The organism is Puribacter membranae (genome assembly GCF_055380425.1).
The window spans coordinates 247,071-273,309 of the sequence record NZ_AP040167.1; the positions used below are offsets into that span (position 1 = coordinate 247,071).

24 protein-coding genes and 1 pseudogene are annotated in these 26,239 nt (G+C 53.4%); 13 read left to right on the forward strand and 12 right to left on the reverse strand.

The features are described from left to right. The first annotated feature begins 14 nt into the window (after positions 1-14). From secF to ACZ41M_RS01165, 4 genes are all read left to right on the forward strand, one after another. Positions 15-983, forward strand: coding sequence for a protein translocase subunit SecF (gene secF, locus ACZ41M_RS01150; protein ID WP_464730682.1), 969 nt, complete (start codon positions 15-17; stop codon positions 981-983). Between the two features lie 134 nt (positions 984-1,117). Beyond that, positions 1,118-1,789, forward strand: coding sequence for a DUF4126 domain-containing protein (locus ACZ41M_RS01155; RefSeq protein ID WP_464730681.1), 672 nt, complete (start codon positions 1,118-1,120; stop codon positions 1,787-1,789). 13 nt (positions 1,790-1,802) lie between these two features. Further along, positions 1,803-2,279, forward strand: coding sequence for an ASCH domain-containing protein (locus ACZ41M_RS01160; protein ID WP_464730680.1), 477 nt, complete (start codon positions 1,803-1,805; stop codon positions 2,277-2,279). 16 nt (positions 2,280-2,295) lie between these two features. Next, positions 2,296-2,628 carry a YkvA family protein gene (locus ACZ41M_RS01165; RefSeq protein WP_464730679.1) on the forward strand — a complete coding sequence of 111 codons (333 nt, stop codon included), beginning with the start codon at positions 2,296-2,298 and terminating at the stop codon, positions 2,626-2,628. A 66-nt stretch (positions 2,629-2,694) separates the two neighbouring features. Here ACZ41M_RS01165 and serB read toward each other — a convergent pair whose 3' ends face one another. Both serB and ppsR read right to left on the reverse strand, forming a co-directional pair. Then, entirely contained in the window at positions 2,695-3,543 is an 849-nt protein-coding gene (serB, locus tag ACZ41M_RS01170; RefSeq protein ID WP_464730678.1) for a phosphoserine phosphatase SerB, read from the reverse strand. A gap of 60 nt (positions 3,544-3,603) precedes the next feature. Next, a complete protein-coding gene (ppsR, locus tag ACZ41M_RS01175; RefSeq protein ID WP_464730677.1) occupies positions 3,604-4,431 on the reverse strand; it encodes a posphoenolpyruvate synthetase regulatory kinase/phosphorylase PpsR in 828 nt (275 codons plus the stop codon). Between the two features lie 315 nt (positions 4,432-4,746). Here ppsR and ppsA point away from each other — a divergent pair, with 315 nt between their 5' ends. The 4 genes from ppsA (at position 4,747) to ACZ41M_RS01195 (ending at position 9,509) form a co-directional block, all read left to right on the forward strand. Then, positions 4,747-7,125, forward strand: coding sequence for a phosphoenolpyruvate synthase (gene ppsA, locus ACZ41M_RS01180; RefSeq protein ID WP_464730676.1), 2,379 nt, complete (start codon positions 4,747-4,749; stop codon positions 7,123-7,125). A 285-nt stretch (positions 7,126-7,410) separates the two neighbouring features. Then, positions 7,411-8,235: a peptide chain release factor N(5)-glutamine methyltransferase gene (gene prmC, locus ACZ41M_RS01185; protein WP_464730675.1), complete on the forward strand. Its 825-nt coding sequence runs from the start codon at positions 7,411-7,413 to the stop codon at positions 8,233-8,235. A 2-nt stretch (positions 8,236-8,237) separates the two neighbouring features. Continuing rightward, positions 8,238-8,900, forward strand: a complete 663-nt coding sequence (locus ACZ41M_RS01190) for a transposase (protein WP_464730674.1) — start codon at positions 8,238-8,240, stop codon at positions 8,898-8,900. 195 nt (positions 8,901-9,095) lie between these two features. Beyond that, positions 9,096-9,509: a DUF2513 domain-containing protein gene (locus ACZ41M_RS01195; RefSeq protein WP_464730673.1), complete on the forward strand. Its 414-nt coding sequence runs from the start codon at positions 9,096-9,098 to the stop codon at positions 9,507-9,509. 183 nt (positions 9,510-9,692) lie between these two features. Here ACZ41M_RS01195 and ACZ41M_RS01200 read toward each other — a convergent pair whose 3' ends face one another. The 7 genes from ACZ41M_RS01200 to ACZ41M_RS01230 all read right to left on the reverse strand — a co-directional run bounded on the left by ACZ41M_RS01200 (position 9,693) and on the right by ACZ41M_RS01230 (position 17,900). Then, the gene (locus tag ACZ41M_RS01200; protein ID WP_464730672.1) at positions 9,693-10,649 is read right to left on the reverse strand and encodes a nucleoside hydrolase; all 957 of its coding nucleotides are present in this window, start codon (positions 10,647-10,649) and stop codon (positions 9,693-9,695) included. Between the two features lie 91 nt (positions 10,650-10,740). Further along, entirely contained in the window at positions 10,741-11,616 is an 876-nt protein-coding gene (locus ACZ41M_RS01205) for a ribokinase (protein ID WP_464730671.1), read from the reverse strand. A gap of 25 nt (positions 11,617-11,641) precedes the next feature. Further along, positions 11,642-12,631 (reverse strand): ABC transporter permease, encoded by a 990-nt coding sequence (locus tag ACZ41M_RS01210; RefSeq protein WP_464730670.1) that lies wholly within the window; start codon positions 12,629-12,631, stop codon positions 11,642-11,644. Positions 12,632-12,636: 5 nt separating this feature from the next. Further along, complete coding sequence (locus tag ACZ41M_RS01215) at positions 12,637-13,779, reverse strand: ABC transporter permease (RefSeq protein WP_464730669.1); 1,143 nt, start codon at positions 13,777-13,779, stop codon at positions 12,637-12,639. A 1-nt stretch (position 13,780) separates the two neighbouring features. Continuing rightward, positions 13,781-15,403, reverse strand: a complete 1,623-nt coding sequence (locus ACZ41M_RS01220) for an ABC transporter ATP-binding protein (protein WP_464730668.1) — start codon at positions 15,401-15,403, stop codon at positions 13,781-13,783. Positions 15,404-15,556: 153 nt separating this feature from the next. After that, on the reverse strand, positions 15,557-16,585 hold the full coding sequence (locus tag ACZ41M_RS01225; RefSeq protein WP_464730667.1) for a BMP family lipoprotein: 1,029 nt from the start codon (positions 16,583-16,585) through the stop codon (positions 15,557-15,559). Positions 16,586-16,754: 169 nt separating this feature from the next. Then, complete coding sequence (locus tag ACZ41M_RS01230) at positions 16,755-17,900, reverse strand: CaiB/BaiF CoA transferase family protein (protein WP_464730666.1); 1,146 nt, start codon at positions 17,898-17,900, stop codon at positions 16,755-16,757. A 116-nt stretch (positions 17,901-18,016) separates the two neighbouring features. Between ACZ41M_RS01230 and ACZ41M_RS01235 the strand changes: the two are divergent. From ACZ41M_RS01235 to msrB, 5 genes and pseudogenes are all read left to right on the forward strand, one after another. Beyond that, a pseudogene (locus ACZ41M_RS01235) lies at positions 18,017-18,421 on the forward strand (group II truncated hemoglobin); the annotation flags it as partial. A gap of 122 nt (positions 18,422-18,543) precedes the next feature. Next, the gene (locus tag ACZ41M_RS01240; protein WP_464732137.1) at positions 18,544-20,025 is read left to right on the forward strand and encodes a DNA recombination protein RmuC; all 1,482 of its coding nucleotides are present in this window, start codon (positions 18,544-18,546) and stop codon (positions 20,023-20,025) included. A gap of 197 nt (positions 20,026-20,222) precedes the next feature. Beyond that, a complete protein-coding gene (locus tag ACZ41M_RS01245; RefSeq protein WP_464730665.1) occupies positions 20,223-21,395 on the forward strand; it encodes an aminotransferase-like domain-containing protein in 1,173 nt (390 codons plus the stop codon). Between the two features lie 856 nt (positions 21,396-22,251). After that, the gene (gene pdxH / locus ACZ41M_RS01250) at positions 22,252-22,902 is read left to right on the forward strand and encodes a pyridoxamine 5'-phosphate oxidase (RefSeq protein ID WP_464730664.1); all 651 of its coding nucleotides are present in this window, start codon (positions 22,252-22,254) and stop codon (positions 22,900-22,902) included. Positions 22,903-22,916: 14 nt separating this feature from the next. Further along, positions 22,917-23,303 (forward strand): peptide-methionine (R)-S-oxide reductase MsrB, encoded by a 387-nt coding sequence (gene msrB / locus ACZ41M_RS01255; RefSeq protein WP_464730663.1) that lies wholly within the window; start codon positions 22,917-22,919, stop codon positions 23,301-23,303. Positions 23,304-23,682: 379 nt separating this feature from the next. On the opposite strand, the gene ACZ41M_RS01260 is transcribed toward msrB, so the two are convergent. From ACZ41M_RS01260 to aat, 3 genes are read right to left on the reverse strand one after another with little or no spacing between them, the layout of a single operon-like run. Next, a complete protein-coding gene (locus tag ACZ41M_RS01260; RefSeq protein ID WP_464730662.1) occupies positions 23,683-24,699 on the reverse strand; it encodes a quinone-dependent dihydroorotate dehydrogenase in 1,017 nt (338 codons plus the stop codon). 19 nt (positions 24,700-24,718) lie between these two features. Beyond that, positions 24,719-25,459, reverse strand: coding sequence for an arginyltransferase (locus tag ACZ41M_RS01265; protein ID WP_464730661.1), 741 nt, complete (start codon positions 25,457-25,459; stop codon positions 24,719-24,721). Continuing rightward, positions 25,456-26,232 (reverse strand): leucyl/phenylalanyl-tRNA--protein transferase, encoded by a 777-nt coding sequence (gene aat, locus ACZ41M_RS01270; protein ID WP_464730660.1) that lies wholly within the window; start codon positions 26,230-26,232, stop codon positions 25,456-25,458. Before aat ends, ACZ41M_RS01265 begins: the two co-directional genes overlap by 4 nt. Positions 26,233-26,239 lie beyond the last annotated feature (7 nt).

Genomic DNA, 26,239 nt, shown 5'->3' on the forward strand with positions numbered 1-26,239 from the left:
TTTGAAAGACAGTTATGGAATTTTTTAGATTTAAAAAAGACGTCAATTTCATGAAATACGCCTTGGTTTTCAATGCGGTTTCAATATTGACTTTTATTTTGGCGGTGTTTTTCTTATTCACCAGAGGTTTGCATTTTTCCATCGAGTTTACCGGTGGGACGTCAGTGGAAACCCGATACAGCCAACCCGCAGACTTGGACAGTATTCGCAACAGTTTGGGTAGTATTGGCTACAAAGACGCACAGGTGCAGAATTTTGGCGCGCCGGAAAAAGTGATGATTCGCGTGCCGCTGAAAAAGGATGTGACCAGCGAAGAGCAGACCAAGCAGGTTATGGGCGCATTGCAGGCAGCGTCACCGGACGTGAAGTTGGAGCGCAATGAGTTCGTCGGGCCGCAAATTGGTCAGGAGTTGGCGACCAGCGGCTTGATGGCGCTGCTATTCGTCTGTGTGGGCATTGTGATTTATCTGTCATTCCGCTTTGAGTGGAAATTTGCGGTTGCAGGGATTTTGGCGAACTTGCATGACGTGGTGATTATCCTCGGCTTTTTCGCGTTTTTCCAATGGGAGTTCTCGCTCTCGGTGCTTGCAGCAGTGTTGGCGATTCTCGGCTATTCGGTGAATGAATCGGTGGTGATTTTTGACCGAATTCGCGAGGTGTTCCGCGATAACCGCACGCGAGGGATGAGCGTGGCGCAGGTGATGAACCATGCCATTACCTCGACCATGAGCCGTACCGTTATTACCCACGGCTCGACCGAGATGATGGTGTTATCCATGCTGATTTTCGGTGGTCCGACGCTGCATTATTTTGCATTGGCGCTGACCATCGGTATTGTGTTTGGCGTTTATTCCTCCGTGTTTGTAGCGGCGGCTTTGGCGATGTGGTTCGGTGTGTCGCGCAAAGACCTCGAGTTGTCGGCAGAGGATTTGGCTTTGCGCAATGCCGATCGACGCGATCCGAATTTTGGGGCGCAGATTTAAGAGTGCGCGGTGATGCAGTGAAAAAACGGGAAGCTGAGGCTTCTCGTTTTTTTATGCTTGTGCATCAAGGAAAACATGCTTTGTGGCACAATGCGACAACACTCAATACGTTGTCCCTTTTTCACTTATTTTGCATGATGAATATTGACCTCAATTCTTTACAAACCTCTTTAGAACCCTTGCTCAACTGGGGCAATGTGCCGTTGAATATGCCTTCGCTCATGGCGCTGGCTGCGGGTTTGGGTTGGGCGAGTGGATTTCGCCTGTATGCCTTGATTTTCACGCTTGGCGCGCTGGATCGTTTTGCGGGCGTGACTTTACCGGGTGATTTGAATGTGTTGAGTAACAATTGGGTACTCGGCATTTCGGGCGTGTTGTTACTGACCGAGTTTTTGGCGGACAAAATTCCGTGGCTCGACTCGGTGTGGGACAGCATTCATACCTTCATTCGAATTCCGGCGGGTGCGGCGCTGGCAGCAGGGGTAATGGGCGATCAAGGTGCGGCCATGCAGATCGCTACCGCGCTGCTCGGCGGGACGCTGGCGGCGGGTACGCATTTGGCCAAGGCGGGTACGCGCGCGGCCATCAATACCTCGCCCGAGCCGTTTAGCAATGTTGCCGCCTCGGTGGGCGAGGATGCCATGTTCGCGGGTGGTATGTGGGCGTTGTTGATGCATCCGACGGTTTTTCTGATCGGCTTGGCGATTTTTATCGTATTGGCCTCGATACTTATTTACTTTTTGTGGCGCTTTATCAAGGTGCTGTTTCAAGGCGTTCGACGCAAAAGCGCCGGCTCAAATCCATAAAGAGAGAAATAAAATGGTGCCTTTACCCGATGTTGAAACCGTATTGGCGCAACTAACACGCATGGGAATAACCGTTCCTGCTCCCACAGCGGGTCGGGTAGCGGTGGATGTTTATGGTGATAGCCCTGAACTGTCCGAATCATTACTCGCACAAATTCGCTCAGGGAAAAAACGCGCCGGCACCAGCCTGTTGTGGACGATAGAGGCGGAAAATGACACCGTGCCGCAGGTGGGTGATATTGCTTTGGTCGTCAATCATCTGAATCAACCGGCCTTGATTTGCCGCAATACGCAGGTCGAAATCGTACCGTACAACCAAGTGACGGCACAATACGCCGCAATCGAGGGCGAAGGCGATGGCTCGCTGACCTATTGGTGCGAGGCGCACTGGAATTTTTTCACGCGCGAGTGTCAACGCATCGGACGAGAACCCGTTGAAACCATGCCGGTGGTATGTACGGTATTTGAGCTACTGACCGTGGTGGCATGATTGTGAAAGGCAAGGGATGCAACACTCTGAATACAGTGACAGCGGTTTTTGGGACAAGGTGAAAAAATTCGCGCGCACCGCAGGTAAAGAGGTGATCGAAAAAGCCCTATGGCTGTACTACGCGGCGCAACGTCCCGAGACGCCGAAATGGGCAAAAACCGCGATCTATGGTGCGCTGGCGTATTTCATTTCACCGATTGACGCGATTCCCGATGTCACGCCGCTGGTCGGGTTTACCGATGACTTGGGCGCGCTCGCCGCCGCCATCGCCATGACTTCGGCGTATATCAACGAGGATGTGAAGCGTAAAACGAGTGAGAAACTATTGAGTTGGTTTGGCTCAAACTAATTGGATGACTTTGATAAACAGGGAGCTTCCTGCGCCCTGTTTCTTGGTGTGAGTCCACGTACTATTTTACGCGCTCAATACCACGGCCAATCCATCCAGTCCGACAAAATTCAGGGTCATCATGGCTTGTTCTTGTACCTTGGGTTTGGCGCGGTAGGCGACGGACAGGCCGCTGATGGACATCATCGGCAGATCGTTGGCGCCATCGCCCATGGCGATGGCTTGGTCGCACGGCGCATTCAGGCGATCGCAGTGCTCGCGCACGAGGCGGGCTTTGACCTCGCCGTTGACGATTTCGCCGAGGACGTCGCCGGTGAGCAGGCCGTCTTTGATTGCTAAGGTGTTGGCGTGAATGTGCTTCAGTCCGAGTTGCGTTTGCACTTGTTCGGCAAAGTAGGTGAAGCCGCCGGAGACGAGTACGGTTTGCACGCCGTGGGTGTGCGCGGCTTGAATCAGTTCGTGTGCGCCGGGATTGGTGCGCAGACGGTCTCGTAGCACGTCGTCGAGCAGGCGCGCGGGTGTGCCGGCGAAAAAGGCCATGCGGCGGCGCAGGCTTTCGTTGAAATCGGTGATTTCGCCGCGCATGGAGGCTTCGGTGATGGCGGCGACTTCGGCTTTTTTGCCCGCCAGATCAGCGATTTCGTCGATGCACTCGATGTTGATGAGGGTGGAGTCCATGTCCATCGCGAGGACTTTGAAATCGGCCCAAGTGATGTCGCGTTCGAGGCAGGCAACGTCAATCTGCTGTGCGTGGGCATGTTCGATCAGTTCACGCTTTTGCGCTGCGGTGAACAGGGTGTGACGCACGACCCATGCGCGCTCGTTCAGGCGTTCGGCGATTCCGGGGAATGGGCTGAGTAAGGCGTGCGCGGTGGCGTCATTGATGTCCGAGAGGTGTTGAATAACGATTTTCATGAATGCGAGTGCGGTCAATTGTGCGTTGGGTTTGATGCGTTGGACAATATATTCAATTCATTAATATTTGTCTTCGAGTTCGAGTTCTTGTAATACCGTCGTGGCGATTTCTTCGATCGATTTGTGTGTGGTGGAGAGCCATTTGACGCTATGGCGGCGCAGCAGGCGTTCGGCTTCGCTGACTTCGTAACGGCAATTTTCGATCGAGGCGTATTTGCTGCCTGCGCGGCGTTCGTTGCGAATTTCGGATAGGCGTTGTGGCTCGATGGTCAAGCCAAACATCTTTTTGTGGTAGCCATCCAAGCCACTCGGCAAGCGATCGCGCTCAAAATCGTCGGGAATCAGCGGATAGTTGGCCGCTTTGATGCCGTGCTGCATCGCCAGATACAGACTGGTCGGGGTTTTGCCGCAGCGTGAAACGCCGACCAAAATGACATCGGCTTCTCCCAAATTGTGATTGGTTTGCCCGTCATCGTGCATCAGGGTGTAGTTGATGGCTTCGATGCGCTCGCGGTAGCGGTCGGAGTCAGCATTGTGGTGGGTGTTGTTGATGGTATGGTTGGATTTGATACGCAGTTCGGCTTCCAGCGGGCCGATGAAGGTGTCAAACAGGTCAATCAAAAAGCCTTTGGCGTTGGTTTTGACAAATTCGCTCAGCTCCTGATCGACCAATGTGGTGAAGATTAACGGCGGTTGACTGCGGCGTTTGGACAAATCACTGATTTTTTGTAGCGCGGTATAGGCTTTGTCCATATTGTCCACGAACGGGATACGATGCGTTTTGGTTGTGATGTCAAACTGTGCCAAGAGCGACTGCGCAAAAGTCTCGGCGGTAATCCCCGTGCCATCCGAAACGACAATCAGGTCGCGATCGTAGTTATTGTCCATGTTCAATTATCCTTAATCATCCTTGTCAAGTGCCGCAATGTAACGCCATCGGTACAAACAATAATTGTACCTATAAACGCATGCTCGCTGGGTATTTTACGATACTGATTCAGTATCAAAACAGTCGCGTAAAGATTGCCAAAAGAGTTTATCATTAGGTTACAATGCGCCCGATCCTGTGCGCTGTGGGTGCGTGTTTGCTCGCGATTTTTCCATTTGGATTCGCGATGGGGGTGTGTTTTTGAGAGAAGTTAAATGAAGTCATCGCTATGAAGTCGGATACTTGATTTAACTTTTTTCTTTTGGAGACTTACCATGCAAACTATCAACGTTCAACCGTTTGAACAACTACGCAACACCGATGTCGAATCGGTCGGCGGTAAAAACGCCTCACTTGGCGAGATGATTTCTCAGCTTGCCGGTGCGGGTGTGCGTGTACCGACCGGCTTTGCCACCACGGCACAGGCGTTTCGCGACTTTTTGCAACATAACAATTTGACCCAACGCATCGCCGATCGTCTGAACGGCCTGAATGTCGAGGATGTCAAAGCCCTCGCGCAGGCGGGCGACGAAATTCGCTCATGGGTGGTCAATGCGCCGTTTCAGCCACAGTTGGAAGCCGACATTCGCACGCAGTTTGCCGAATTGACCAAAAACGATGCGGCCGGTCTGTCATTCGCCGTGCGTTCATCTGCGACCGCAGAAGATTTGCCAGACGCATCATTCGCCGGTCAACAAGAAAGCTACCTGAATGTATCGGGCATTGACGACGTGCTGGACAAAATCAAGCACGTATTTGCCTCGCTGTACAACGATCGCGCCATCGCCTATCGCGTACATAAAGGCTTTACCCACGCCGAAGTCGCTTTATCTGCGGGCGTACAGCGCATGGTGCGTTCTGATTTGGCCTCATCTGGCGTCATGTTCACCATGGACACCGAATCTGGTTTTGACCAAGTCGTATTCATCACCGCCAGCTACGGTTTGGGTGAAACGGTGGTGCAGGGCGCGGTCAATCCCGACGAATTCTACGTGTTCAAACCCACCTTGGCGCAAGGCAAACCCGCGGTGATCCGTCGCTCCATGGGCTCCAAACTCATCAAAATGGAGTTCACTCAGCCGGGCGAAGAAGGCCGCGTGAAAACCGTCGATGTGCCGCTCGAAGCGCGCAATCGCTACTCCATTTCTGACGAAGACGTCACCGAGTTGGCCAAATATGCCGTGATTATCGAACAGCACTACGGCCGCCCAATGGACATCGAATGGGGTAAAGACGGTGGCGATGGCAAAATCTACATCCTGCAAGCGCGCCCGGAAACCGTGAAAAGCCAAGCCAAAGGTAAAGCCGAACAACGCTATGCTCTGAAAACCAATACCGATAACGTCACCGTGCTGACTACCGGTCGTGCCATCGGTCAAAAAATTGGTACGGGCGCGGTGCGCGTTATCATGGATCCGTCCGAAATGGAACGCGTACAGCCTGGCGATATCTTGGTCGCTGACATGACCGACCCGAACTGGGAGCCGGTGATGAAGCGCGCATCCGCCATTGTTACCAACCGTGGTGGCCGTACCTGTCACGCCGCGATCATTGCGCGCGAGCTGGGCGTACCGGCGGTGGTGGGCTGTGGTAATGCGACCCAAGTGCTCAAAGACGGTGCGCTCGTCACCGTATCGTGCGCCGAAGGCGACGAAGGCAAAATCTACGACGGCATTTTGGAAACCGAAGTATCCGAAGTTTTGCGTGGCGAATTGCCAGCCATTGGCACGAAGATCATGATGAACGTCGGTAACCCGCATTTGGCATTCGACTTCTGTCAGTTGCCGAATGCCGGTGTCGGCTTGGCACGTCTCGAATTCGTGATTAACAACAACATCGGCGTGCATCCGACTGCGATTTTGGAGTATCCAAACGTTGCACCGGATCTGAAAAAAGCAGTTGAGTCTGTGGCGCGTGGCTACGCCAGCCCGCGTGCGTTCTACGTGGACAAAGTGGTGGAAGGCGTGGCGACCATCGCTGCGGCGTTTTATCCGAAACCGGTCATCGTTCGTTTGTCCGACTTTAAATCCAATGAGTACAAAAAACTCATCGGCGGCTCACGCTACGAACCGGATGAGGAAAATCCAATGCTCGGTTTTCGCGGTGCGGCGCGCTACATCTCCGAAGGATTTCAAGAAGCCTTCGCGATGGAATGCGAAGCGATCAAGCGCGTGCGTGACGAAATGGGCTTGACCAACGTGGAAATCATGGTGCCGTTTGTGCGTACCGTACCGCAAGCCGAAGCCGTGATCCAATTGCTGTCGAATAAAGGCTTGAAACAAGGTGAAAACGGACTGCGCGTGATCATGATGTGTGAAGTGCCATCAAATGCGATTCTCGCCGAAGAGTTCCTCAATATTTTTGACGGCTTCTCGATTGGCTCGAACGACTTGACGCAATTGACGCTGGGGCTGGATCGTGATTCGGGCATGGAGCTGCTCGCCAAAGACTTCGACGAGCGCGATCCTGCGGTTAAATTCATGCTCCACCGCGCGATCAGCACGGCCAAGCGCATGGGTAAATACGTGGGTATCTGCGGTCAAGGGCCGTCCGATCACCTCGACTTCGCGCAGTGGTTGATGGATGAAGGGATTTCCTCGATCTCTCTGAATCCGGACACCGTGATTGATACATGGCAAGCGCTGGCGAAATAATTCGCACCGTTTAAAAATAAAAAGGACGCGTAAGCGTCCTTTTTATCGTCACAGTCACTTCGCACCACAGAATCAAAATATTAGGGATGTTATTCCCGCGCAAGCGGGAATCCATAATCGTTTGAAAAATCTTCGATTGATGAATGGACTCTTGCTGCGCGGGAATGATTGAGTTTGGGTTTACGCAAGATTTCGAACCAACCCTATTTTAGGTTTTTATTCATGTTTTCCTTAGTGTCCCTGATTTTTTTGAGATAATCTCAGTAAATTATCTAAGCCGATATCATGACTCAAATTGCCCAAGCCTTGCGTTTATCCCCGTTACCCATTTTAGAGTCGCGTATGCTGATGCAGCGCGTCACCGGTTTGTCACGCGTGCAGTTACTCACGCGTGATACGGATGCGCTCACGGCAGGGCAATTGGATCACTGGAATACATTGCTGGATCGGCGCATGAGCGGCGAGCCGATGGCGTATATTTTGGGCGAGCGTGAATTTTATGGGCGCATGTTTGCGGTTAATTCAGATGTGTTGATTCCGCGTCCCGATACCGAAATTTTGATTGATGCGGTGTTGGATGCGCACGCGGCAGACGAGACGCATACAGTATTGGATTTGGGAACCGGATCGGGTGCGATTGCGGTGACCTTGGCGGCGGAGCGACCGAATTGGCGCGTCACGGCGGTTGATCTGTCGCTGGCGGCGCTGGCTGTGGCTCAGACCAATGCCGATGCGCACGCGCCGACGCTGCGCTTGCGGCACAGCGACTGGTTTTCTGCTTTTACGGCGGGCGAGCGCTTTGATTTGATTGTCTCTAATCCACCGTATATTGCGGTGAATGACGTGCATTTGGTGCAGGGTGATTTGCGCTTTGAGCCGCGGGGTGCCTTGAGTGACGAGGCAGACGGACTGCAACACTACCGCGCGATCATTGCGCAAGCACCACGGTTTTTGAACCCGAACGGCTGCATTTACCTCGAACACGGCTTTGATCAAGGCGTTGCGGTGCGCGAACTGTTGTATCAGGCCGATTTTACCGATATTTGCACCCTCCGCGATTTGGCGGGGCATGAGCGCGTCAGCTGGGCGCGCATGGATTCAAAGGAATAATCATGGCACGCATGGCTCGACTGTATATTCCCCATACCGCGCAACTGGTACAGGTGCGCGGCAATAACGGCTCGGCAGTGTTTTTCAATGAAGCCGACTACGCGCAGTGGCAAGCGATCGTACGCACCATCGTACCCGTATACGAGCTGGATATTCATGCCTACGCCTTGGTTGAAAACGCCGTGTACCTGCTCGTGAGTGCGCGCAATGACAAAGCGCTCGGGCAGTTCATGCAGGATTTGGGGCGGCGCTACGTGCGCTATGTCAACAGCCAGTACCAACGCACCGGCACGCTGTGGGAAGGGCGTTACCGCACAGGCTATATCCAAGACGTACCGTATGTGCTGCACGCCTATGTTTGGCTCGATGGTATGAGCGAACACAGCAGCCGCGCGCAACATCTGGGGCACTACGCGCACAGCTTTTTGCGCGAACACGCGCAGTACTGGCAACTGGGCAATACCCCGTTTGAACGCCAAACGCGCTACGCGCAACTACTCGAACAAGGCATTACGCAAAACACCCGCAAAGCATTAGAACACGCGGTACAAACCGGCTGGATGCTGGGGGATGATGCACTACTGGCACAGGTCGAAGAGCAAACTGGACGACGCGTGCGGCCTGCGGCGAGGGGGAGGCCGAGGAAGCCGAATGCTCCAGATTGAGTAATTTGGGGTATGATTCTTCTGAAACTGATAGAGAAAGTGTTTTCACTTTTGGTTTTATAGCTATTAGAATCGAACGCGTTAATAGCGATAAACAGGCGTTTCATACGTCAATGCAAAAGAATGTTATTTGACAAAATGATACAAACCAAGTTGAGCATAACGTGTTCATCTTAACTATAGTGAGTTCGTAGAATGAAAAGAGATTGGGATCTGATACGCAAACAGCTTACAGACGTTGAAGAAGAGAACGATCTGTTTTCTGAAATTCCACCTGAACCTAAATGGCAGGATCAGGACTGGAACTTATATGAAAAACAGTTTAAGGAGTATCAAGCCATCGAAGGGCGAATTTTTGGACATCTAGAGCTGCTAATTGATGCGGGGTACATTGATGGTGTGCAAATTGTTAGGTCGACGGATGGAAGATTTGGCTATGGCATTCACAGCCCACGCCTAACAATGGAAGGTCACGATCTTCTCGACACTATGAGATCAACTACTATCTGGGAGAAGATCAAGACAACAGCGAAGAGCAAGGGTATAGAATTGACCTTTGACGCAATTAAGGCACTTGGGGCGCTTGCATTAAAGAGCACATTCGAATGATCACAGTGATGCTCAATCCTTAGTCAACCGGCCTTGCGCACATTTATCAGTTTAATTGATGGGATGTTATTAAAAGTCTTGTGTCGAATACAAGTATCCGACCTACACGGTGGGCAAAATTAGAGTCAAAAAACGCGGGATGTTGTCCCGCGTTTTTTTATGGATGATAAGGATAAGAAAGTCTTATTTGCCTTTGGACAAATACTCTTCCATGAGTTTGAGCACGCCATCCGCATCCACTTCGACGCACAGATGGACGTTGTCGCGCTCGGACCAGCACGGTTCGGCGTAGGTGCGGCCTTTCGGTGCGAAGAAGGTTTTGCCATAGCCCGCTGCATCGACCACGACGTCAATTTGGCCTTGTTGGGTTTTGAATACTTCCGGATTGGTGACGTACATGAGCGTCGCTGGGTCGTGCAATGAGAAGCCAGAGAAGCCAGCCGTATTTTGGTAAAAATCAGCGTAGTGCGCGCAGATGTCGTACAGGAAGCTACCGGTTTTCGGCGCGGCGGCTTTGACGCGCGCCATGTCGTCCATGGTCATGAGCGTTTGGTAGGTCACGTCCAGACCGACCATGACGATTTCCCACGGTGCGGAGAATACGATTTGACCGGCGTGTGCGTCGTTCCAGATGTTGGCTTCTGCAGCAGGGGATACGTTGCCTTCTACGTGTGCGGCACCGCCCATGATGACGACTTGTTTGACTTTGTGCGCGATGCTCGGGTCTTTTTGCAAGGCCAAGGCGATGTTGGTCAACGGGCCGATCGGCACGAGGATGATTTCCCCCGGATTTTGGTTGATTTGCTCGATGATGAAATCGGCCGCGCTCAGGTGATGCGGTTTGAAGTCGGCAGGGTATTCAACCGCGATGTCGCCAAAGCCGTTTTTACCATGAACGAAATCAGGGAAGCTGTGCGGCGTTTGCTTGAGCGGTACGCTTGCGCCTTTGGCGACGGGGACGTGTTTGTACTCGAGCAAATCGAGCAAGTAGCCTGCATTGGCGGTGGATTGATCCACCGACACATTGCCAAAAATGGTGGTCAGGCCGACGAGTTCGATTTCGGGGTGGTTGACCGCGTAGGCAATGGCCAGTGCGTCATCTACGCCCGGATCGGTGTCGATAATCATTTTATACGTCATATTTTTCCTCTTTGTGTCATCTCAAAACAGCTCATACCTCATCAATTTGGGCTTTGTTTTGAGTTGGGCTTTTGCTTGTTGTATCAATTACTTAGTTCGTTAATTCATGGGCAAATGGAATCGCGCTGACCGCACCCAGTCGGGTGACGGTGATCGCGGCGGCGGCGTTGGCTCGCTCTAATGCGGACTGAACGTCCATGCCTTGCGCCACGCTGGCCAGATAGTAGCCGATGAAGGTGTCGCCTGCGGCGGTGGTGTCCACCACCTCGACTTTTTTCGCAGCCACGGTCAATGCGCCTGATTCGCCGATGTAGCGCACGCCGTCACCGCCCAAGGTCAGAATGATATTCGGGCACAGCGTCGATAGTTTGTCCAAAGCTTGCTCGAGATCGTTCAGGCCGCTCAATTGCTGTGCTTCGATTTCGTTGACGATCAGCGTGTGCAGTTTGTGCAGCGGCAGTTGCGCCAGTTCGGGGCGGCACGGCGCGGGATTGAACACCACTTTTTTGCCCGCTGCGTGTGCGCGTTCGATGATGCGTTCAATCGCATTGGTTTCGTTTTGCAGCAACACCCATTCGGCTGTCGCGTGGCTCAATTCGGCGTCGATTTGCGCGTCGCTCAAGCTGTGATTGGCACCTGCGTAGAGCAAAATGCAGTTCTCGCCCTCATCGTTCACCTGAATCAGCGCGTGACCAGTGGCGGTATCAACGCTTTGAATGCCCGATAAATCCAGTTGCAATTGGCTTAGTTGCGTGTGTAACCAAGCGCCCGCACTCGCGTCGTCGGCGCCGATACAGCCGACGTGGCGTACCGGCGCGCCCGCGCGAAACAGAGCGATGGATTGGTTGAATCCTTTACCGCCCAGGCCTTTGCTGTACGCGGTCGAGCTGAGTGTTTCGCCCGGCGCGACGAAGTGCGGCACGCGATAGACGTGGTCAATATTGATCGAGCCGAAGTTGATAATCATGCTGTCCTCCTGATGTTGCGCTGGATTAGCGTTCTTTAATATACGGACGACCGACGGCTTTCGGCGCGATGGATTTGCCGACAAACCCCGCTAACAGAATCACGGTGAGGATGTACGGCAGGGCGTTGAAGAACTGCGATGGGATGTGCACACCGGCGATGGCGCGACCCGACAGCGCGTCGGACAATGCGGTGGACAGACCAAACAAGAAACACGCCAGCAAAGTCGGCCACGGTTTCCATTTGCCAAAAATCACAGCGGCCAAAGCCATATAGCCCATACCCGCGCTCATTTCACGCACGAAGCCGCCATTTTGCGCCATGGACAGCGTGATGCCGGACAGACCGCACATAAAGCCCGTCCACAGCAGGGCGGTGTAGCGCAAACGATTCACTGACAGACCGGCGGTATCGACTGCATTCGGCTCCTCACCCACGGCGCGAATGTGCAGCCCCAAACGTGTGCGGAACAGAATATACGAGGTCGCTGCCACGGCCAGAACGGCGACGTAGGCGAGCAAATGATGCCCCGAAATCACTTGGCTATAAAAAGGCCCGATGAACGGAATATCCTTCATAGCCTCTGCGCCCGGCAGAACAATGCGGGTAAAGCGCAAATTGTCGTGGAGCAAAGGCGTTTGACCACCTTGTTTGAAAATCGCGTGACCCAAAAACATGGTCAAACCCGATGCCAGAATATTGATGGCCAAGCCGGAAATCACATGGTCACTTTTTTGGCTGATGGTGGCAAAACCATGCAACAGCGCGAAAAAGGTACTGGCGGCAATCGCGGCCAAAACCGACAAAGTCATGACCAGCAGCGGTGCCATCGAGCCGTCGGCACTGAGCAAAGCGGCCACGGTCGCGGCGGTGAATGCTGAAATCAGCATTTTACCTTCCAGACCAATGTCCACCGTACCCGAGCGCTCGGACATCAGACCGCCCATAGCGGCCAACACCAACGGTACGGCATAGCGGATGCCGCTACCCAAGATAGGGGTAATAGAAATATCCATGACGCTCATTTTGCACCTCGCATTTTTTCATACCAACGTTCAATCGGCTTACGAACCAATCCATCCAAAGCGGCGACGAAGAAAATCACCAGACCTTGAATCACCACGTTAAACTCACGGCTCACCTGCGGCATTTCAAACTGCATTTCCGAGCCGCCTTGCGTCAATGCGCCGAACAAAATCGCAGCCAACACCACGCCGACCGGGTGATTGCGCCCCATCAACGCCACGGCGATCCCCATAAAGCCGACACCGGCGGTGTAACCCAAACTCAGACGGCCTTGTGCGCCGTAAACTGCGTTCAACGCCATCAAACCGGCGAGCGCACCAGAAATCATCATCGTCACAATGATGATTTTGGACACCGAAATACCGGCGTATTGCGCGGCCTGCTGGTTTTGACCGACCACACGAATTTCATAACCCAGACGCGAGCGCCAAATCAGCCACCACGTCCACGCGGCGACCAGCAGGGCGACGATGAAAGCGAAATTGAGCGGCGAGTCAATCATAAAGTCAGGGAAAATTTGTGAGAAACGAGGCAAAACCGCGTCAGCGTTAAAGTTACGCGTTTCCACCGAGCCGTCGTTCGAGCGCAACCAGCGTACCATCACATAGCTGATCAGCGCAGCGACAATGTAGTTGAGCATGATCGTGGTCACCACGACGTGCGCACCGCGTTTGGCCTGCAAAAAGCCCGCGATATACGCCCACGCCGCACCAAATATCATGGCCGCGATCATAGCGACGAGGAACATGACCGGAGCGGGTAAGAACGAATCCATGCTCAAACAGACGATGGCGACGCCCATACCGGCAAAGTAGGCCTGACCTTCGCCACCAATATTAAACAAGCCCGCATGGAATGCGATCATCACCGCCAAGCCGGTGAAAATCAGCGAGGTGGCGTAATACAGGGTGAAGGCGAAACCGCCTGGGGTGATAAAGGCACCTTGGAATAAAACCTTTAAGGTTTGCAGAGGGTCTTCACCAATCAGCAATACCAGCAAGCTGGCGAGCACAAAGGCCAATATCAATTGAACCAGCGGAATGAAGCCGCCCGTGAGCCAAACCGGCAGGCTTTTTTCTTTTAGCACTGCGGTTTCTTCGGCGGGTGTTGTTGTGGGGGTTGTTGTTGTGGTTTTCATATCAACCTTTCTGTACCGAGGTCTTTGCCGAGGCATTGCTCTGCATGGCCGTATTGCTGGCCATCAGCATACCGATCGTGCGCGGATCCGCCTCTTTGGCAGTCAATTCGCCGGTGATGCGGCCTTGATTCATGACCAAAATTCGATCCGAGAGCGTGAGAATTTCGTCCAATTCGACCGAAACGACCAAGATGGCTGTACCGGCGTCACGCGCTTTCATGATTTCTTTGTAAATCAATTCGATGGCGCCGACGTCCACGCCTCGCGTCGGTTGACCGATCAGCAGGATTTTCGGACGATGCTCCATCTCGCGTGCGATGATGAGCTTTTGCTGATTACCGCCGGACATATTGGCCGAGCGGATTTCCGGTAGATTCGGACGCACGTCAAAGGCGCGAATCAGTTCCAAGGTGAGCGCTTTGACTTTTTTGGGAATCAAGGAAAAGCGCGTACCCAAACGCGGCTCGCGGTCGTAGCCCAAGATGGCGGACTCTTGCATGGTGAAGTTTTTCAGCAAACCTTGTCCCAAGCGGTCTTCAGGCACATGGCCAACGCCTTTGAGGCGCAGTTGCGCCGGATCAGGGTAGTTTTTGTGGCTGTATTCCACGGTGCTGCCTTCGGTATCGCCGCATAGGGTGATGCTGCCGCCACCATTGGCGCGTATTTCACCGGAGAGGATTTTGAGTAATTCGGTTTGGCCGTTGCCCGAGACACCGGCGATACCGACGATTTCACCGGCTTTGAGTTCGAGTGATACGTTGTCTAATCGCGTGATGCCTTTGCTGTCTTTGTAGCTCAAGTCGCGTGCAGACAGACGCGTTGGCCCGACATTGGCCGGTTGGCGCGCCACTTCTTTGGCCACCGGACGACCGACCATCAGCTCGGCCAGCTCTTCGGCGCTGGTCTCTGAGGTTTTGCGGTGCGCGACCATCGCGCCTTGGCGCATGATCGAGACGTTGTCGGTGATGTGCATGATTTCACGCAGTTTGTGCGTGATGATCAGGATGGTGACGCCTTGGCTTTTCAGGTCGCGCAGCACGTCAAACAGTTGATCGGCTTCTTGCGGTGTGAGTACGCCGGTTGGCTCGTCCAGAATCAGGATGTTGGCCTGACGATACAGGGCTTTGAGAATCTCGACGCGCTGTTGCACGCCGACGGGTAACTCGCCGACCGGTTCGTCCAAGGGTACGCTCAGGCCAAAGCGTTCGGAAATGGCTTGTAATTTTTCGCGTGCTTTGCTTTTGGATACGTCCAATGACCATGAGTCTTCGGCACCGAGTAGGATGTTTTCGAGCGCAGACAGCGGTTCTACCAGCATGAAGTGCTGATGCACCATGCCGACGCCCAGAGCGATGGCTTGGGTGCTGTTGGCGATTTTGACTTCTTTGCCGTCAATGGCGATGGTGCCGTCGTCGGCTTGGTAAAAGCCGTAGAGCACCGACATGAGCGTGGATTTGCCCGCGCCGTTTTCGCCGATGATGCCGTGGATGCTGGCTTTGTCAACCGTGAGATCAATGTCGCGGTTGGCCCAGACCGGACCGAAGTGCTTTTGTATGCCACGCATGACGATCGCAGGTGGAGCGCTGGTCGATGGGGCTGTGTTGGGTGATGCTTGTGCGGACATAGTGGCTCCAAACAATCAGGGGTAAAGTTGCTGTGTAACTGTATTTATTTGAAAAAACGATGGCTCTGAACACCATCGTTTTTTCGTTTTTACGGCGCATTGCCCGCGTTAATTTTGGTCATTGGACAATGCGCTTTGGGTTAAAGCGTGGTGTTATTTTTTACAAGTAGCTTCAACTTTGATTTTGCCGGCGATGATGTCTTTCTTGATTTGATCGACTTTGGTGCGCATATCGGCAGTAATCAGGTCTTTGTTGTGCTCGTCATCAGCCCAACCTACACCGTCTTCGGCCAAACCGATGGATTGTGCACCGGCTTTGAATTTACCTTGGCTGGCTTCGAGGAAGGCGTTTTTCACTGCTACGTCCACACGTTTAACCATAGAGGTCAACATGGTGCCCGGGAACAGGTAGTTTTGGTTGCTGTCTACACCGATGGCGTATTTTTTCGAGTCTTTGGCTGCTTGGTACACGCCGTTACCGGTCGCGCCCGCTGCTGCGAAGATCACGTCTACGCCACGGTCAAACTGTGAACGCGCCAATTCGCCGCCTTTGGTCGGGTTGTTCCACGCTTCGCCGGTGGTGCCGACGATGTTTTCGATGAATTTAACGTTTGGATTAACGTATTTGGCGCCTTGTTGGTAGCCGCATGAGAAGCGACGGATCACTGGGATGTCCATGCCGCCGACAAAGCCGACTGAGCCGGATTGGGATTTCATGGCGGCCAATGCGCCGACGAGGAAGGAGCCTTCTTCTTCACGGAATGTGATGGATTTAACGTTTGGCCCTTCAATGACGTCGTCCACGATCACGAAATGGCTGTTGGGCAATTCAGGTGCGACTTTTTTAACAGAAGGGGAACCGGAGAAACCGACGGTCACGATCGGGTCGGCGTTGCGTTGCGCCAATTTGCGCAATACGGCTTCGCGTTCGGCTTCGTCGTTCAACTGAATGTCGATGTAGTTTTTACCGGTTTCTTTTTTGAATGCTTCTGCGCCGTTATAGGCCGATTCATTGAATGATTTGTCGAATTTACCGCCTTTGTCAAATACGATGGCCGGGCTTGCGCCGCCTGCCGCCGCTTTGTCTGCACCACCTTCAGGTTTGGCGCTGCTTCCTTTGCCACACGCAGTCAAAGTCAATACGGTGATGGCTGCTAATGCCCAGACGTGCTTCTTGTTCATGCTAACACTCCTATGAGTTATGGTTTTTTGTGTATTTTGATGCGGTTTTATGACCCAAAAATGTATGAAAAAGGCCATAGAAAGGCGTGACTATCTTAGCACAAAGAGTGAGCAAACCGCCATAAAATGATTTGTTGTATTTTTAACATTTTCAGAATTTTTTGTTAAATTAGTTACTTTTTTGAAGTTTGGCTGGACTTTGGTATTCGGTGATCGGCGTGGCGGAAAAACGAATCGGATTGGCGACCAAATCGTAACCTTCGCTGGTACGCACGACCATATCGCGCGCGCGAATTTGCGGATCGGCAAACACGCGGTCAATGCTGTTGATCGGCCCGCACGGAAAACCATTTTGCTCACCCAGCGCCACCCACTCGTCGATGGTCTTTTGCAGCATCGCCAGTTCTAACGCCGATTCTAAATCTTTGCGGTTGCGTGTGCGCTGCGCGTTGGTGGCAAATCGCTCATCCTGTGCCAGTTCGGGTAAACCGGCGGCGTGACAGAGTTGGGCAAACTGGCCGTCGTTGCCCACGGCGAGCATGACAAAGCCGTCCTGCACGCGCATGGGCTGATACGGCGCGATGGACGGGTGTGCGCTGCCTTGGCGCGTAGGAATTTGGCCGCTGAGCAGATAGGTGGCCGCTTGGTTGGCGAGCATGGCCGCTTGCACGTCAAACAGCGCGAGGTCGATGTGCTGGCCTTGCCCCGTGACATGGCGGTGATTGACCGCAGCCAAAATGGCGGTGGTGGCGTACATCGCGGTCATCAGGTCAACGACGGCGACGCCGACTTTTTGCGGGGCTTGCTCGGCCTCGCCAGTGATGCTCATCAGTCCGCCCATCGCTTGAATCAGCGCATCGTAGCCCGGACGGTCTTTGTACGGGCCATTTTGCCCAAAACCGGTGATGGAGCAGTAAATGATGCGTGGGTTGAGCAGGCGAATCGAGGCGTAATCCAAACCATACTTCGCCAGTCCGCCGACTTTGTAGTTTTCAATCACAATGTCTGCGGTTTTAATCAGCTCAATTAAACGCTCGCGATCCGCTGCTTGAGTAAAGTCCAGTGACAGATTGGTTTTATTGCGATTGGCACAGAAATAATACGCCGCATCCTTCGAGCCATCGTCGCGCTCGACGAACGGCGGCCCCCAGCGACGCGTGTCGTCACCATTCGGATGCTCGATTTTGATCACTTTGGCCCCCATGTCCGCCAAATTTTGCGCGGCAAAGGGCCCTGCGAGGATGCGCGACAGATCAATCACGGTGAGATTGGCAAGGGCGGCGGTTTGGCTGGTAATTGGAGCGGCGGTAGACATAAATAATGACTTTCAAAGGATGGACAATGCGCGCAAAGACAGTGCAAAGCGTTATAATCGCACGAGTATCCTTAAATGAAAACCCCCATATTCGGGGCAAACAATAGAGCCTATCCATGACCGAAGCTGTAAATCCAAAAAATGCGCCCGCTACGCCGTATGAACTGCTCGGCGGCGAGTCGCGCGTGCGCGAGCTGGTGGAGCGTTTTTACGACCTGATGGAAATTGAGCCGAAATACGCTGATCTGCGCGCCACGCACCATGGCAGTCTGGCGCTGACGCGCGAGAAATTATTCCTATTTTTGAGCGGCTGGCTCGGCGGACCACAACTGTATGTCGAACAATACGGCCATCCACGTCTGCGCGCGCGCCACATGCCGTTCAAAGTCGGCGCGATCGAGCGCGATCAATGGGTCGCGTGCATGGCGCAGGCGATGCGTGAGATCAACGTAGCCGAAGCGCTGTTCCAAAAACTCATCAACTCGTTTTATAACACCGCCGAATGGATGCGCAATCAGCCCGACGCAGTGGAGGGCGAACCGCAAATGCCGATGATGGGCGTCAAGCCACCTGATTTGAGCGCGAAATTCGCCCAACTATCCGCGCAGTATGGCGTAGCAATCACACCGAAGGCGCAATCGTGATGGACGTGAATTTACTCGGTACCTTATTGATCGTCAGCATTGTATTGCTTGCTTTGGTGCTGCTGTTATTACTGTTCGTATTCACCCGAACGGGGCAGCAGCGTGCGCAACAGTTGGAACAAAAACTGCTGCAACAGCACGCGCAGCAACAATTGAGCCAACTGGCACAAGACCTCGACGAAGGTTTTGACAAAGCGCACGAACACGGCGCCCAACAAACCGCCGCCATGCGCGAACACGCCAGTGTGCTGGCGCGCGAGCAGCGCGAGGAACTGGGGCAAAACCTGTTTCGCGTGCAAAGTCTGATGGGCGACGAACTCAAAGCCGTGCGCGAAAACCAAAGCACCGAGGCGCAAAACGCGCGCGAAACCCTGCTCAAACAACTCACGCAGACCACCACGCAATTGGTGCAACAACTGCAACAGCTCAACGACACCACCGAGCGGCGCATGAACCACATGCGTGAAAACATCGAACAGCGTCTGACCAGCATCGAGCAAAACAACGCCAAAAAACTCGAAGAAATGCGCATGACCGTGGACGAAAAATTGCACGCCACGCTGGAGCAGCGCTTGGGCGAATCGTTCAAACAAGTGTCCGATCGACTGGAGCAGGTGCATCGCGGCTTGGGCGAAATGCAAAACCTCGCCGTCGGCGTGGGTGACCTCAAACGTGTGCTGACCAACGTCAAATCGCGCGGCACTTGGGGCGAGATGCAGTTGGCCAATTTACTGGAGAACGTCTTTACGCCGGATCGCTACGCAGCGAACGTCAAAACCGTGCCGAACAGCAACGAAATGGTTGAGTTCGCCATCAAACTGCCGGGGCGCGGCGACAGTTTGGACGACGTGGTGTGGCTGCCGATTGACGCCAAATTCCCGAAAGAACAATACGAGCGCATGCAGGAGGCGCAGGACACGGCGGATGCCGACGCGCTGGATAAGGCGCGTAACGACCTGTTCCGCCAAATCAAACTGGAAGCCAAAACCATCAACGAAAAATACGTCGCGCCGCCGTACACCACTGATTTTGCCGTGATGTTCCTGCCGACCGAAGGGCTGTACGCCGAGGTCGCGCGCGAAGCCGGACTGCTCGACCAACTACAACGCGAATACCGTATCGTGGTCGCTGGGCCGACGACGCTGACCGCATTGCTCAACAGCCTGCACATGGGGTTCCGCACGCTGGCGATGGAAAAACGCGCCTCCGAAGTTTGGCAAGTGCTCGGCGCGGTTAAAACCGAGTTTGGTAAATTTGGCGACGTACTGGCCAAAACCAAAGACCGCCTCGAAAAAGCCGCCAAAGAGATCGACAGTGCGCAGGTACGCACGCGGCAGATGAACCGCGCCCTGAGCAAAGTGGAGCAAATCGAGCACGACAGCGCGGCGAAACTGCTTGGTTTGGTGGATGACGATGCGTCTGACGCCACCACCGATGATGAAGTCGGCGCGGCCAACGGAGACGGACGCAAACTGTTTTAAGGTATTTTGACGGCCCTCTGATAGTCGCCTCTAAATAGGATAGACGAAAGACAGCCAATAGCCGCGATAGCCGTACCGTCGCGTAAAACAATACAGTTTGCGCTGTGTTTTTTAAATTGTATCGGTACTGTACCGTTTTTATGCATTAAAGTAATACCACTATCATAAACTCAACCTCAGCAAGCAAAGGTCACATCATGTCATTTCAAAACCTCTTTTCAACCCGCGCCACCGCCATCAAAAGCTCCGTGATCCGTGAAATTCTCAAAGTCACAGCGCGTCCCGAAGTCATCTCATTCGCCGGTGGCTTACCCTCGGATGCCAGCTTTCCCGTGGCGCAATTGAAAAAAGCGTTTGAAAAAGTACTGGCTGAAACACCGCAAGCCGCCTTGCAATACTCCACCACCGACGGCTACGCGCCCCTGCGTGAATGGGTCGCGGCGGAAAAATCCAAAAGTGGCGCAACCATCAAACCCGAACAAGTCATTATCGTGTCCGGCTCACAGCAGGCGCTGGATTTGATTGGCAAAGTATTCATCAACGAAGGCGACAAAGTACTGGTCGAAGCACCCACCTACCTTGGCGCATTGCAAGCGTTTGATCTATTTTTCCCGAAATACGTTTCCCTGCCATCGGATGAAGACGGTTTGGATGCCGAGCAAATCACCGCCGAGCACGCACAGTGCGCGAAATTCCTGTACGCTTTGCCCAATTTCCAAAATCCGACCGGCCGTCTGATGACCGAAGCGCGTCGCCAAGCGCTCGTTGCCAAAGCGCGCGAACTCAATCTACTGGTGATCGAAGATGACCCGTATGGCGAATTGTGGTACACCAGCGCGCCGCCGCCGTCACTGCTCTCACGCATGCCTGAACGCGTGATCCAGATGGGCTCGTTCTCCAAAATCCTCGCGCCGGGGCTGCGTCTGGGCTACATCGTTGCACCCGAAGAAATCGCGCGCAAATTTGAACAGGTCAAACAAGCGACTGACCTGCATACCGCCACATTGACCCAACGCGCCGTGTACGAAGTGGTCAAAGACGGTTTCCTCAACGAACATATCCCGACCATTCGCAGCATGTACCACACGCAGGCGCAAGCCATGCTCAGCGCGCTGGACGAACATATGCCGACGGGTGTGAAATGGAATCAACCGGCGGGTGGGATGTTCCTCTGGCTCGAATTGCCGGAAGGTATGGACTCTGAAGAGATGCTGAAAAAAGCATTGGCGCGCAATGTCGCCTACGTGCCGGGTACGCCGTTCTATGCCAACGAACCGGTGCGCAATACCCTGCGACTCGCGTTCGTCACTGTGCCGGAAGAAAAAATTCGTGCGGGGGTGAAGGTGCTTGGGGAAGTGTTTGATGGGTAAAACGTTGAAAGGGATTGCCTGTTAAAAAATGGGAACTATGAGTAAGTTGGAACTTTATTCTTTGGTTTTACGATTTAGAAATACTCTCATAAACACAGATATCAATGCACGTCCCGTTGGGTTGCAGGATTTTCCTTCTGGTGCGTGTTACGACTCATCAATGCTTTTGGGAACTTATCTGAGGGATCAAGGATTATTGGGTTTTTTATGTTGTTCAGGTGAACGTGGATGCCGATCTAATAACTCATGGGTTTCGCATACTTGGCTTCAGAAGGCAGAGTTGATTATTGATATAACGGCAAGTCAGTTTTCTGATTGTGCTCAGGAGATAATTGTGTCAGATTCGTCCATATGGCACAAAAGCTTTTCAGTAAATTCGCAAAGATGTTCTGATTTTCGCCAATCAAGTGATATTGCTGACAGAAATCTTTGTTCGATATATTTGGAGATTCTTCGCTGTTTAGCTATTTAGTAGTTTGCTCTGATACTAAGTACCGGATTTTATGAATGTTTATTCAGTATTTCGCTCTCCGCCGGGGGGGCGGTTACTTTTGCCTTGATGCAAAAGTAACCAAAAAATCAAGTTCGCGGTAACGCAAAGCAATGAACGCTTAATGGTTGGGTCGGTTTGAAACTCGCGTTTGCAGGCAAACGCTCAGACAGCAAACCGACCGATGAAACGACAGCGTTCATTGGCGTTACAGCGACGGATGAGCGAACTTCGTATTAAACGTTATGCTGGGTTAGAGTAGGTCGGATGCTTGTATCCGACACGGCATGAGTAGGGTGGGCAACTTATTTGCCCACCATTTTTTTACCGGCGGTAGAATACGTGCATGAATAATTGAGGGTGGTTATGAGTAAAGATATTTCCCAAATCCGTAAAAGTTATGAGCGCGCTGAGTTGTCGGAGGATGCGTCGCACGCCGATCCGATGGCGCAGTTTGAGCAGTGGTTTAACGAGGCTTTGCACAGCGAGGTTCTGGAGCCAAATGCGATGACGGTGGCGACGGTGGGTGCGGATGGTCGTCCGAGTTCGCGCATTGTGCTGATCAAGGATTTTGATGCGCGCGGCATCGTGTGGTATACGAATTATCTGAGCCGCAAAGGGCAGGAGCTGGCCGAGCATCCATTCGCGGCTTTGCAATTTCATTGGGTGGAGTTGGAGCGCGTGGTGCGCATTGAGGGGCGAGTGGAGAAAGTCTCGGATGCGGAGAGTGATGCGTATTTCAACAGCCGTCCGCTGGACAGCCGCATCGGTGCGTGGGCAAGCCCGCAAAGCCAGCCGATTTCGGGGCGTGCGTGGTTGGTCGCGGAGGCGGCGAAGTTCGGTGCGAAGTTTATGCTCAATCCACCGCGTCCGCCGCATTGGGGTGGCTATCGCTTGATTCCCGATCGTTGGGAGTTTTGGCAGGGGCGTAAAAGCCGTCTGCATGATCGTTTGAGTTATCGTTTGCAGGATGAGTTGTCTAATGGGGCGTGGGTGCGTGAGCGTTTGGCGCCTTGAGCGGAGGAAATAGGATGGATGATTTGAAACAACGTTTGTCGCCTTTGGCGTATCAGGTGACGCAGGAGAAGGGTACGGAGCGGCCATTTACCAGTGAATTTGCCGAGAGTTGGCACGATGGCGCGTATCATTGCGTGGTGTGTGATGCGCGTTTGTTTGAGTCTGAGCGTCAGTTCAATGCGGGTTGCGGTTGGCCGAGCTTTGATGCGCCGGTGGCGGAATCGGCGGTGGCGGAGCATCGCGATACGTCGCATGGCATGATTCGTACCGAGGTGGTGTGTCACAATTGCGGCGCGCATTTGGGGCATGTGTTTCCCGATGGGCCGCCACAGACTACGGGCTTGCGTTATTGTATCAACGGTGTTGCGTTGAAATTCGAGCCGAATGCTGATGAGTCGTAAAACAAAAGCCGCATCAATGATGCGGCTGTTTTATTAGGTGCGGTTTTTGACCGCTGTGGTTGTAATCAGGTGTTAAGCCGCCGCTTTTTGTTGCGCTTGCTGTTTTTGCAGCATGTGCATGATGCGAATGCGGTTTTGTGCCTGAGCTTGTAGGTTTCGTTGAACGAATCTGCGTTGCATTTTGTCCTCCTTTTTATGGTGTTGCAATATAGTTTTGTCGGATTTTTGTTATCTGACGCGCACAGATTAAGGCAATGATATGACATCATTGTGAATTATTAAGGGATGAGGACGTTTTTGGTTGACATTGTGTCAATTAGAGTCAAAAAAAGCGGCTGAATATGCGTTTCAGCCGCTTTTTTATGGAGAGGGTGCTACTTTAGCGCAGCGCCTGAACGCACTCGCGTACCAGTTCTGGTCCTCGATACACGAGGCCGCTGTAGAGCTGAACCAATTGCGCGCCGGCGTTGATTTTTTCTTGCGCATCTTGGCCGTTCAAAATGCCACCGACGCCGATAATCGGTACTTCGTTGTTGAGCAGTCCATGCAGTGCGCGAATCACGGCGGTGGATTTTTCACGCACCGGTGCGCCGGACAGACCGCCGGTTTCGTTGCCATTCGGTAAATGTTCGGTGCTGCTTTTGTCCAATGTGGTGTTGGTGGCAATCACGGCGTCAAAGCGGTGCAGTTTGAGCAAATCGGCAATCGCGTGAATTTGCGTTGCATCCAAATCAGGGGCGATTTTGAGGGTCATCGGGACGTAGCGCCCATGTGCGTCGGCCAATTCCGTTTGGCGCGCTTTGAGTGCGCGCAGCAGTTGGTCGAGTGCGTCTTCTTGCTGCAAATCGCGCAGATTTTTGGTATTCGGCGAGGAGATGTTGACGGTGACGTAGCTGGCGTGCGGGTAGACGCTATTCAGTGCCGAGCGGTAGTCGTCGGTGGCGTTTTCGATCGGCGTGGTGGCATTTTTGCCAATATTGATGCCAAGAATACCGCCGTTTTGGACAAATTGGCTGCGTGCGACGTTGGCGAGCAGGGTGTCTACGCCTTGGTTATTAAATCCCATGCGGTTGATGATTGCTTGCTTTTCGGGAATGCGAAACAGCCGCGGTTTGGGGTTTCCTTCCTGCGGACGCGGGGTGATGGTGCCGATTTCGATAAAGCCAAAGCCCATGGTGGCGAGTACATCGATGTGCTCGCCATTTTTGTCCAATCCGGCAGCCAGACCGACGCGGTTGGGGAAGGTCAAGCCCATCAATGAATGCGGTTGGCTGTTGGCCTGAATTTTGGGTAAAAGCCCGAATCGGTGCGCCGTGTGCGCGAGTTTGAATGAGAGGTGATGCGCGCGTTCGGCATCCATTTGGAACAAGATAGAGCGAAGGAGTGGATAGGACATGATGAGTTCGTGGTGGTTTTTAATTCGTTTCGTTGCTGGCTTTGAAAGGCTGCCAAACGCCGTTGAGCAAAATTTCGGCAGGGCCAAATTGTTGTTTGTAGCGCATTTTGGGACTACCGGCAATCCAAAAGCCGAGGTAGACAAATTTTAAACCAAATTGGCGGGCGATTTGCACCTGCCAGAGTATGCCGTAGGTACCGAGGCCGGCAAATTCGGGCGCGGGGTCGTAAAACGTGTACATCGCCGACAGGCCGATGGCGGTTTGATCAATCACGCTGATCATGCGCAAAACGCCGTGCGCGTCGCGGAATTCAACCAAAAAACTGGTGATCGCGCTGCGCAGGAAAAATTGTTGGTACTGCTCTTCGGTATCGTTCGCCATGGCACCATCGGCGTGGCGCGACTCGATGTAGCGGCGGTAGAGGGCGAAATGCTCTTCGGAAAAGTGCAAATCGACCATGCGCACATGCAGATGCGACCATTTTTTCCAACAGCGGCGTTGGCTGCGATTGGGCGCGAAGGCGTTGACCACGATGCGGTAGGATTGGCAGGCGCGGCAGTTGGGACATTGCGGACGATAGACATACAGACCGCTGCGGCGAAAGCCCAGATCAATCAGTTGACCGTAGTTGCTGTCATTGATGCGGTCAATCGGCGCGACCATCTGCGAGGACGCCAGACGCTCGGGCAGGTAGCTGCACGGATACTCGTCGGTGCGGTACAGTTGGAGCTGGGTCAATTGCTGATGTTCGGTTCTCATGCGTGTGTACTCAAAGGCGGACCGAAGTAGTTTAACAGATTATCGTGTGCGCACAGCGACGACCAGTTGATCGGCTCTGCGTGCATCCATTCGGCACTGCGCTGGAAAAACACCTCGCGCGCGAGGGGGCGCGCACCCAAACGGGTCAGATGTGCGGTGACTTGCTGGCAGTCAATCCACTGTCCGCCGTGTTCGCGCAAACACTGAACCCAGCAGGCAAGTGCGACTTTGGAGCCATCGCTCACCTGCGTGAACATGGACTCGCCAAAAAACATTTTGCCCAGCAGGACACCGTATAAACCGGCGACGAGCCGATCATGCTGCCACAGTTCAACGCTGACGGCGCGTTGGCGTCGGTGCAGCTCAATGTAGGCATTTCTTAGCGCGTTGTGTATCCAAGTGCCGTCTTGCCCCGCGCGCGGCGTTTCCGAACACGCGCTGATGACACGATCAAAACAGCGATTCAGCGTGACACGGTAGCCCAGCGCGGGTTGCCGCGCCCATTGCTTGAGGCGTTTATGCAGCGACTGGCTGATTTTGAATTCATCCAAAGCCAACACCATGCGCGGCTCAGGGCTGTGCCACAGAACCGGTTCTCCCTCGTTGTACCACGGAAACAGCCCGCGCTGATACGCCGTCTCGACCCAATCGGCGTCAATCGCGAAGCCAACCGCATACACGCTGTCCAGATGCGGCGCGCCGAGGCTGATCTGCTCATGAGTAGGCAAATCGGCGGGTTGATGCACGAGGGTGAACGGATGTTCGCTATTCATAGATATG